Source organism: Enterobacter cloacae complex sp. 2024EL-00214, assembly GCF_043945575.1.
GTDB lineage: Bacteria > Pseudomonadota > Gammaproteobacteria > Enterobacterales > Enterobacteriaceae > Enterobacter > Enterobacter cloacae_P.
The window spans coordinates 32,783-42,277 of the sequence record NZ_JBIMRC010000016.1 but is presented as its reverse complement, the minus strand read 5'-3'; the positions used below and the strand labels follow the sequence as shown (position 1 = coordinate 42,277).

At 54.2% G+C, this 9,495-nt stretch carries 8 protein-coding genes; all 8 read right to left on the bottom strand.

Annotated features, from left to right (window positions below):
• Positions 1-85: 85 nt before the first annotated feature.
• A complete protein-coding gene (recC, locus tag ACHHZ6_RS17250; RefSeq protein ID WP_395122780.1) occupies positions 86-3,460 on the bottom strand; it encodes an exodeoxyribonuclease V subunit gamma in 3,375 nt (1,124 codons plus the stop codon).
• Between the two features lie 12 nt (positions 3,461-3,472).
• Positions 3,473-3,796 carry a prepilin-type N-terminal cleavage/methylation domain-containing protein gene (locus tag ACHHZ6_RS17245; protein ID WP_182272505.1) on the bottom strand — a complete coding sequence of 108 codons (324 nt, stop codon included), beginning with the start codon at positions 3,794-3,796 and terminating at the stop codon, positions 3,473-3,475.
• Positions 3,781-4,182: a DUF2509 family protein gene (locus ACHHZ6_RS17240; RefSeq protein WP_182272506.1), complete on the bottom strand. Its 402-nt coding sequence runs from the start codon at positions 4,180-4,182 to the stop codon at positions 3,781-3,783. Before ACHHZ6_RS17240 ends, ACHHZ6_RS17245 begins: the two co-directional genes overlap by 16 nt.
• Entirely contained in the window at positions 4,179-4,739 is a 561-nt protein-coding gene (locus ACHHZ6_RS17235) for a prepilin peptidase-dependent protein (RefSeq protein ID WP_182272507.1), read from the bottom strand. Before ACHHZ6_RS17235 ends, ACHHZ6_RS17240 begins: the two co-directional genes overlap by 4 nt.
• Complete coding sequence (locus ACHHZ6_RS17230) at positions 4,730-5,194, bottom strand: prepilin peptidase-dependent protein (protein WP_395122779.1); 465 nt, start codon at positions 5,192-5,194, stop codon at positions 4,730-4,732. The genes ACHHZ6_RS17235 and ACHHZ6_RS17230 overlap by 10 nt, the downstream gene beginning before the upstream one ends.
• Before the next feature lie 184 nt (positions 5,195-5,378).
• Positions 5,379-6,173 carry a thymidylate synthase gene (gene thyA, locus ACHHZ6_RS17225; RefSeq protein WP_061097204.1) on the bottom strand — a complete coding sequence of 265 codons (795 nt, stop codon included), beginning with the start codon at positions 6,171-6,173 and terminating at the stop codon, positions 5,379-5,381.
• Positions 6,174-6,179: 6 nt separating this feature from the next.
• Positions 6,180-7,055, bottom strand: coding sequence for a prolipoprotein diacylglyceryl transferase (gene lgt, locus ACHHZ6_RS17220; RefSeq protein ID WP_182272509.1), 876 nt, complete (start codon positions 7,053-7,055; stop codon positions 6,180-6,182).
• A gap of 193 nt (positions 7,056-7,248) precedes the next feature.
• Positions 7,249-9,495 carry a phosphoenolpyruvate--protein phosphotransferase gene (ptsP, locus tag ACHHZ6_RS17215; protein WP_182272510.1) on the bottom strand — a complete coding sequence of 749 codons (2,247 nt, stop codon included), beginning with the start codon at positions 9,493-9,495 and terminating at the stop codon, positions 7,249-7,251.

The window sequence follows — 9,495 nt, the reverse complement described above, 5'->3', positions numbered from 1 at the left end:
GCATCTCTTTCTTTGGGTACATCAGTCCGTGATAAGAAGTGCATAATAAATGAACACCCCATACTGTGCAATTTTTATACAGCACTCAGGACTGATTAAATTTAAACAACGGTAACAGGTAACGTTGTGCCTCTTCTGTGATGGCTCTGAAGGATCCCGGCTCAAGCGTTCGCCATAAACGTTGATACCAGACATCTTCCCCCTCACCACGTACCATCATGTTGCCTTCATAGGCCTGCACAAATTTACTCCGTGCTTTTTGCAGCGAAGCGTCATCCGTTAACATGGCATCATTCTGCACGTCATAACAGTTTTTTATCCACGCGCCACCACTTTCCGGCAGCAACAGCAGAGGTTTGTTCATCCCCTGACGGTAACCTTCTATATACAGTGACAAATAGCGTAACGCCTGCTCAGGCTCCATCGGCGGGAAACGCCATTCGCCCTCTTTACGCACAAAAATCCGGCTTTCACCTTTATGGCCGCCAGCGCTGTAGACAAGATGTTCGAGCCAGAGTTGCAAACCTTGTGAAACGCTGAGCATAGAGGGCCGCCAGCGCAAAAGCCCATCCGGCTGAACCTGACTCAGCCAGCCCGTTAGCTGCACACCGTTACAGTCGAGATCGATTTCAATGCTTTTTCCAGGCTGTCGGCATTCAATCACGCGGTCAGCAAGCGCCTTCATCTCCTGCCACTGTACATCCCAGGCAATTTCCCCGAACGCGCCGTAAGGCAGCTGCCCCGCTGCCCGATAGCGACGAAACAGCCTGTCGGCATCTTCCTGTTCAACCAGTGCATTCAGCAGCTGGAGGTTTAACTGATAACGCTCCAGCCCTTCAAGGGTGAAGGGTTCTGCATCAGGAATTTCGCTCTCTTCAGAACGGAAGCTGACCTGTAATCGTTGCTGGAAGAAGGCACGTACCGGGTGTGCCCAAAAACGCTGCAGTTGCTCAAAGGTCAGCGTTTCAATGACGAGAGGTTCAAGCTCCTGAATAAAATCGCTATGCGCCCTCCCCTCATTCTTCGCCGCCGGGAGCCACTCGCTGGCATAGCTCTGATATTCACTGGCTACATAGTTCGCCGGATCAAACGGCATACGAGTATGACAACAGGTGATGTGCGCTTTCACCCGCTGCTCACTTTCATCACAGTTACGCTGTTCATCGCCCGGTAAATAGTGGCTCTGCCCGATATAGTCCACCAGCTCCTGTACCAGAACAGACGGAAAACGTTCGCTGTTGTCCTGAATCGAACGGCCAATATAGCTGATATACAGCTTGTTCTGAGCGGAAATGAGCGCCTCAAGGAAGAGATAGCGGTCATCATCACGACGGCTACGGTCACCTCGTTTTGGTGTTGGACTCATCAGGTCAAAGCCCAGCGGAGGTAATGCTCGCGGATAAACACCGTCATTCATACCGAGCAAACACACCACTTTGAACGGAATAGAACGCATGGGCATCAGGGTGCAAATATTGACAGGCCCGGCAAGGAAACGCTGGCTGATACGCTCCTGGTCGAGGCGTTGGGTCAGCTCGTCGCGCAGCAGTGACAAAGGCACGGTCCCGGTATAGTACGAACTGACACCTTCATCAACAATCGCCTGCCACTGCTTTTCAATAAGCGCCATCGCCGCTTCAGTTTCACTGTCCGGCAGGAAGAAATCATTGAGCAAATCCCTGCAAACCGGGAGCCACTCCTCAAGCTGACGAGGCTGCATCAACTCACGCCGCCAACGGTTTAGCTGCATCAGCAACGACGCCAGATGGCCGACCAGATCAGCGATTAACCCGCTGGACTCATCGTATGGCAGTACTTCATTCCACTCTCCCTGGCTGCTTTCCATCGCATAGCCCAGCAGCATTCGCGTCAAACCAAAGTGCCAGGTGTGCTGACCCGTTGGTGGAAGCTCAAACTCCTGCACGTTATCGTCATCTATCCCCCAGCGTACACCAGACTCATTCACCCACTGGCGAAGGTAGCGTAACCCCTCTTCGTTGATGTTGAAGCGTGCGGCCAGCACAGGCACATCCAGCAGAGCCAGCACATCTTCAGAGATAAACCGGCTGTCCGGCAGTGACAGCAGGCTGACAAATGCCTGCAGTACCGGGTGAGACTGACGCGCACGACGGTCAGAAATGGCGTAAGGCAGATATCGCTCGCCTGTCGCACTGCCAAAAACAGCCTGAATAAAGGGGCTGTAGCTATCGATGTCTGCCACCATGACCACAATGTCACGCGGCGTCAGCTCAGGATCGTCCTGCAGCATGGCCAGCAACTGGTCGTGCAGGATCTCAACCTCACGCTGCGGGCTATGGCAAACATGCACAGTGATACTGCGATCGTCAGGATCCAGCTTCCGCTTACCGTCACTGTGTTCAAATTCTTTGACCGTCACGCCCATGACCGCACGGTTTTCCAGATCCAGAATGTCCAACTGAATATTGTGCAGCAGGCTGTCCGGGGGGATCTCAACAAACGCGTCCACATCACCTTCGCCTGACGAGGTAATGTCAGAGAGCATATGAATATAGTCGCGCCCCAGTTTGCCCCACGAGGCAAGCAGCGGGTTCGGCAAGTTCTGAATGCCGTTTTCATCGAAAAGCTGCGCGGCGGTCGCACTGTCTTTAAACAGCGGGACGGAACGTTCTTCAAAGAGCCGTCGACGCTGCCGGGTCACCAGCCGCGAAAACCAGCGCTGATCCTGAATATCACCCCAGTAGTGGCGGCAGGGATTGGTAAAGAGAATATGGATATCAATATGTTTACCCAGCGCTTTTAGCGCGTCCAGATAGACCGGAGGTAAAGCCGAAATACCACAGATAAACACGCGTGACGGGAGATTGTCAGGCCGCTCAGATGCGTTTTCCAGTATTGAGATAAACCGTTGATACAGGTTGGCACGGTGCCACTTTGGCTGGCCGAGCGTCTCCGTATATTCCACCAGCGCTTTCCACAACGGTGCCTGCCAGATTTGCGCGTCTGGTAATCCTTCCACCAGCGCCCCCGTTTCCCAGCTTGTCAGCCATTCCGGGCGGTACACTAAATACTGGTCATAGAGATCAGCGGTACGCGATGCCAGCTGGAACAGCTTGCGCTTATCGGTATCGTCATTGAGATAGTGGCGCAACATGGTGAATTCATCGCGTGTCAGCATACCTGGCAGCAGAGCCATCAGCTTCCAGCTCATACTTTGCTTGTTGAACGCACTCTGCTCAGGAATGTCCGGCAGTACACGGACGAACATCTCCCAGATAAAGCTTGCTGGCAGCGGAAAATCAATGTTCGCCGCAATGCCAAATTTCCGGGAAAGCGACATCTGCAGCCACTGCGCCATACCGGTGCTCTGCACCAGCACCATTTCTGGCTCAAAAGGATCGTCAAGCCGCTCGCGCTCAACGATAAATTCCATCAGCGCTTCCAGCACATCCAGACGATTTGAGTGGTAGACCCTTAACATAGACGCTCCCGACTACTGGCTGACCGGGCAATGCAGACGCGTCATCTCACCGCGTCGTCCCAGAGGAGAAATAAGTGTAACTGTGATGCTGACACATCCGGACTGTATTGTCTGCACCCGGTTTATCTGCCAGCCGCCTGGCAGAACAGTGGTACCCAACTGTGTCTGGTTCCAGGCGTGGTGCCAGAGCTGGCGATATTGATTAAACATGGTGAACCGGGCTGCCAGCGCCCGGTGATAACCAGACAGTGCCGTCACAATCGTCACCAGCAGCATCATCGCCAGCAATACTTCTACCATGCTAAATCCCTTTTCTTTGTTCAGGGTAACTGACATAGCGCCTTTTCCTTGAGCGGGCAAAAATCACTCCAGCCGTGAACTGCAAAACGTATACGTCCTTCAGCAACCTCCCCTCCACGCCACAACAGCAGGCCATTGCTTCCGGCAATAAGCAAAACTCGCGCCTCGCTCAGCAAACGCAGGCAGACACGCCACGTCTGTACCTGCTTGCACTGGACCTCTGGCTGTAACGCCCAGCGTTGAACGCGCCCCCACTCCAGCGCTGACTGCACAGAAGCCTGCTGTTGAATCGAGCGGCTTTCGCCGCCAACCAGCGCGCTAAAGGATGTCAGTTGCTGATTAAAGCCGGAGAGGATCAACGTGCCAGGTACCAGCAAAAGCAGAACCAGCGCCAGTGACGACATCCCACGCTGACGGTTCATAAGTTAAACCCCGTAACGCTATAGTTAACCTGGTAAGGTACACCCTGCTTACCTGTGCGGATGGCGGCCAGTTCAATATTCAGCTGCGGCGCAAAACCGGAGTGTTCAACGCGACTCACCGCAAACTGCTGGATCACAACGCTGCCAGGATCCGTCAATTTTTCCCATCCTTTCCCCTCGCAAGAGGTTGCCCCACGCAAAGTTTCCAGCGCTCCGGATCCCAGACGAAACCCCGTACTCTCGGGTTCCGACGAAGAGGTATCCCAGTGACCGTTGCTGTTTGCATCCCACTGCACAATCACGCAACTTCCCTGCTCTCCAATCACCAGAGCTTGCCCCTCACAGCTTCCCGCACAATATCCCGCACGCTGGAGCTGTTTGCCGATGGAAAAAAGGCGTTGCCAGACCTCCTCTTCAAGATCCCGCTGGCCTGATTGCAGTAATGTAGCCCGCTGTAATCCGGGTAAAAAGCGCGATGCACTTAACAACAAAAGGCTACTGATTGCAGTGGCAATCAGGACTTCTGTAAGCGAGAAACCGTGTTGGCTCATCGACATAAACGTTCTCCTGCACTACTGCACATCCTGATACGCCCCCCATTTGAGACGGTAATCAACCATTCCCCCGCCCGGCTTTGTACCCGTACTCGTCCCGCCCAGGCCGTATCCCTTAACCCATAAAATCCTAATGAGGGTGTTATCTCGCTTACCGTGATATCAGGCCAGAGCATTCTGAACACAAAAGGGCTACTTTTCTCGCAACCCTGCACGACAGAACTCATTAAACAGATACGTTCCCCATCCTGTTGAAGTGTGATCAGGTGATCGCGGTTATGCCGGTTTGCATCGTTGCGCAGGAATACCAGGTAATCACGTACCTGTCCGGCTGTTTGCCACAGCCGCTGCTGCCGTTGCCAGCGGTCCCAGCCATACAGCCCTGAGGCACTAAGAATAACGACCAGCGAGATGGCGACCAGGGTTTCGATAAGCGTAAAGCCGTTCTCTTTTTTCATGCCGGAAGTGTGGCGAAGGACGGGAAACGTGACGAGTTGTAAATCAGGGCTTTACGAGCCGTTATCCAGAGAATGTTATCGGTTGCAGGACGTTGCATTATTTCTGGATGCAGCCCCGAAAAACAAAGCAGAGGCGAAAAAAAACCGGCGCTAAAAAGCACCGGTTGTGTGAGTATTTGCCGTATCAGATAGCAACGGGCGCTTTGATGCCAGGATGCGGGTCGTATCCTTCAATTTCAAAATCATCAAAGCGGTAATCGAAGATCGATTCCGGCTTACGTTTGATAACCAGCTTCGGCAGTGCGCGCGGTTCGCGGGTCAGCTGAAGATGCGTCTGTTCCATGTGGTTGCTGTACAGGTGGGTATCGCCACCCGTCCAGACAAAATCACCCACTTCCAGGTCACACTGCTGTGCCATCATATGAACCAGCAACGCATAGCTGGCAATGTTAAACGGCAAGCCGAGGAACACGTCGCAGGAGCGCTGATAGAGCTGGCAAGAGAGTTTGCCGTCAGCCACATAAAACTGGAAGAACGCATGGCACGGTGCCAGCGCCATTTTATCCAGTTCACCCACGTTCCAGGCAGAAACGATAATACGGCGCGAGTCCGGGTCGTTTTTCAGCTGGTTCATCACGGTGGTGATCTGGTCAATATGGCGGCCATCAGGCGTTGGCCATGCACGCCATTGCTTACCGTAAACCGGGCCCAGGTTACCGTTTTCATCTGCCCATTCGTCCCAGATAGAGACATTGTTTTCATGCAGATAAGCAACGTTGGTATCGCCTTGCAGGAACCAGAGCAGTTCATGAATGATCGAGCGCAGGTGGCAGCGCTTTGTCGTCACCAGTGGGAAGCCTTCTTGCAGATTGAAGCGCATCTGGTGGCCAAAAATGGAGAGCGTGCCGGTGCCGGTACGGTCATTTTTCGGCGTGCCCTCATCGAGCACTTTTTTCATCAATTCAAGATACTGTTTCATGGTTCCTCAGGAAAGTTGTTGCTGTGAGCGACGACGATACGCCCAAATCATCATAATGACACCCGCTACGATCATCGGAATGGAGAGGATCTGCCCCATACTGATGTACTGAACCCACTCGCCAGTAAACTGCGCATCCGGCTGGCGGAAGAACTCGACGATGATACGGAACGCACCGTAGCCAATCAGGAACAGGCCGGAGACAGCCCCCATTGGACGCGGTTTGCGGATAAACAGATTCAGGATGATAAACAGCACCACGCCTTCCAGTACCAGCTCATAAAGCTGGGACATATGGCGCGGCAGAACGCCGTAGGTATCGAAGATGGATTGCCACTCAGGGTGAGATGGTAACAGTGCCATGTCCTCTGCGCGGGAGCCAGGGAACAGCATAGTGAAGGAAACGCTCGGATCGACACGCCCCCACAGTTCGCCATTAATGAAGTTGCCCAGACGACCCGCACCAAGACCAAATGGGATCAGCGGAGCAATAAAATCAGAGACCTGGAAGAAGTTGCGTTTGGTACGTTTGGCAAAAATCACCATGACCAGGATCACGCCAATCAGGCCGCCGTGGAAGGACATACCGCCATCCCAGACGCGGAACAGATAGAGCGGATCGCTCAGGAACACCGGGAAGTTATAGAACAAAACGTACCCAATACGGCCACCGAGGAATACGCCGAGGAAGCCCGCATACAGCAGGTTTTCTACTTCGTTTTTCGTCCAGCCGCTACCCGGACGACCAGCGCGACGGCCAGCCAGCCACATAGCAAAAATGAAACCCACCAGGTACATCAGGCCGTACCAGTGAAGCGCTACAGGTCCAACAGAAAAAATGACCGGATCGAATTCCGGAAAATGCAGATAACCACTGTTCATCTGTCACCACAAGATGTTGTTATTCCGCTGAAAGTGGACAGCGGTAGACATGCGCTTCTGTTGTTAGCAGAAGCTCCAAAGTTGCGAATCATAGCATAAGGCAGGCGCTGAGGATGCGCCTGAGATGTAAAAGATGTGTATAGAGGATGGTGCTGCGTGTTGCCTCTCCCACAGCGAGAGGGAGACGGACAGACTAACGACCGCCACGGATCAAACCACCCATGCCGCGTCGCTCCATAAAAGCAGCGACCTGGTGGCGAACCTCAGTAGCCAGCTGGGCTTCAAGACTGCGCTCCGCCAGCTCGCGGGCATCGTCAAATTCGATATGACGTAACAGGTATTTCACTCGCGCAACAGAACGGCCGTTCATGGATAAATGGCGGAACCCCAGACCAATCAGGATCGCAACGCACATTGAATCTCCGGCCATTTCACCGCACAGGCGCAGGTCGAGACCGCACTGTTCCGCTTCACGAGCGATCATCGCTAATGCCCGAAGCATCGCCGGGTGCAGGCTGTCATAGATACTGGCAACGCGTGTGTTGTTACGATCAACAGCCAGCATATACTGCGTCAGGTCGTTAGTCCCGACAGAGATAAAATCGACCCGGCTCGCCAGCTGCGGCAACATAAAGACCATTGAAGGCACTTCGAGCATGACGCCGATCCGTGGTTTAGGGATCGCATAGCCAATCATCTCTTCAACTTCGCGCCCTGCACGTTCGATCAACCGCCGAGCCTCATCGATCTCATCAATACTGGTGACCATCGGCAGCAGGATGCTCAGATTGCCCGTCGCCGCATTCGCGCGCATCATGGCACGCACCTGAACCAGGAAGATCTCCGGTTGATCGAGCGTAATGCGGATCCCACGCCAGCCCAGGCACGGGTTTTCTTCGCTGATAGGCATGTACGGCAGCTGTTTATCGGCTCCGACATCCAGAGTACGCAGCGTGACAGGTTTGTCGTTAAACATCTGCAGCATCCCCTGATACTGCGCAACCTGCTCTTCTTCTGACGGGAAGCCGCTTTGCAGCATGAACGGGATTTCTGTGCGATATAAACCGATACCGTCGATGCGGCTACCGAGTTTTTCTTCGTGCTCGGGGCTTAAACCGGCGTTAAGCATAACTTTGATCCGCTCGCCGCTTTTGAGCTGCGCGGGCAGGTTGACGTCATCTTCCGCCAGCTTACTTAATTCATTTTCTTCACTGATCAGGCGCTGGTATTCCTGGAGCAGAGCCGGCTCAGGATCGACCAACAGCTCACCGCGATACCCGTCCACCACCAGGGTGCGTCGGTGCAGCACCGACGGCTGGATATCAGCGCCCATCACGGTAGGAATACCGAGAGCACGTACCATAATGGCCGCATGGGAGTTGGCTGCGCCATCACGCACCACTACGCCCGCCAGCCGATCCTGCGGTAGCTCAGCCAGCGTTGTCGCCGAGAGTTCATCGGCAACCAGGATAAACCGTTTTGGCCAGGCATTCGCCCCCTGAATGGTATCATCGAGGTGGAACAGCAGACGCTGCCCCAGGGTGCGTAAATCCCCGGCACGCTCTTTCAGGTAACCATCGGTCAGTGCGGCAAATTGCTCAGCAAACTTTTCGATGACCTTTTTAACGGCCCATTCCGCTACGAAGCCTTTATCAACTTCAGCAAAAAGCTCACGGCGCAGACGCGCGTCGGAAAGCAGGTGCGAGTAGAGGTCAAAAATGGCCGCCGTCTCTTTTTGCGCTCCCGCCGCAAAACGCTTGCTGTAACGACGAAACTCGTTCGCCGCCTCTTCCAGCGCGGTAGTAAGGCGCTCGCGCTCAAGCGCTTCATCAAGCGTGGAGGCTTCGTAAACCTGCTCCATCAATGGCAGCGTGGCATCCATCCAGCCTTCGGCAATCGCCACGCCCGGAGACGCCGGAAGTGCACGAATGCGCGTATGACGATACTGACCAAAGAGTGCAGCCAACTGAGACTGGGAGAGGATCGCGGCCATCTGCGTGGCCAGCGTCACGAGGAAAGACTCTTCGCTTTCGTCGTACTGACGCAGTTCTCGCTGCTGAACAACGAGAACACCCAGCAACTGACGACGCTGAATGATCGGCACGCCCAGGAATGCGCGGAAACGCTCTTCTTTTACGGAAGGGATGTATTTAAAGCTGGGGTGTTTTTGCGCGTCCGCAAGGTTGATGGGCTCTGCAAGCCGCCCCACCAGACCCACGATACCTTCATCAAACGCGAGCGTAACGGTACGGCCCCGAGGTTTTTTCAAACCACGGGTCGCCATCAGATAATAACAGCGCCGGTCATGGTCGGCCAGATACACCGAACAGACTTCGGTCTCCATCGCAAGACAGATGTCAGTGACCAGAATATTCAACGCCTCGTTCAAACGAGGCGCACTGGCCACCTTCTCGACTATTTCTCGCAAGCGGGTGAGCAT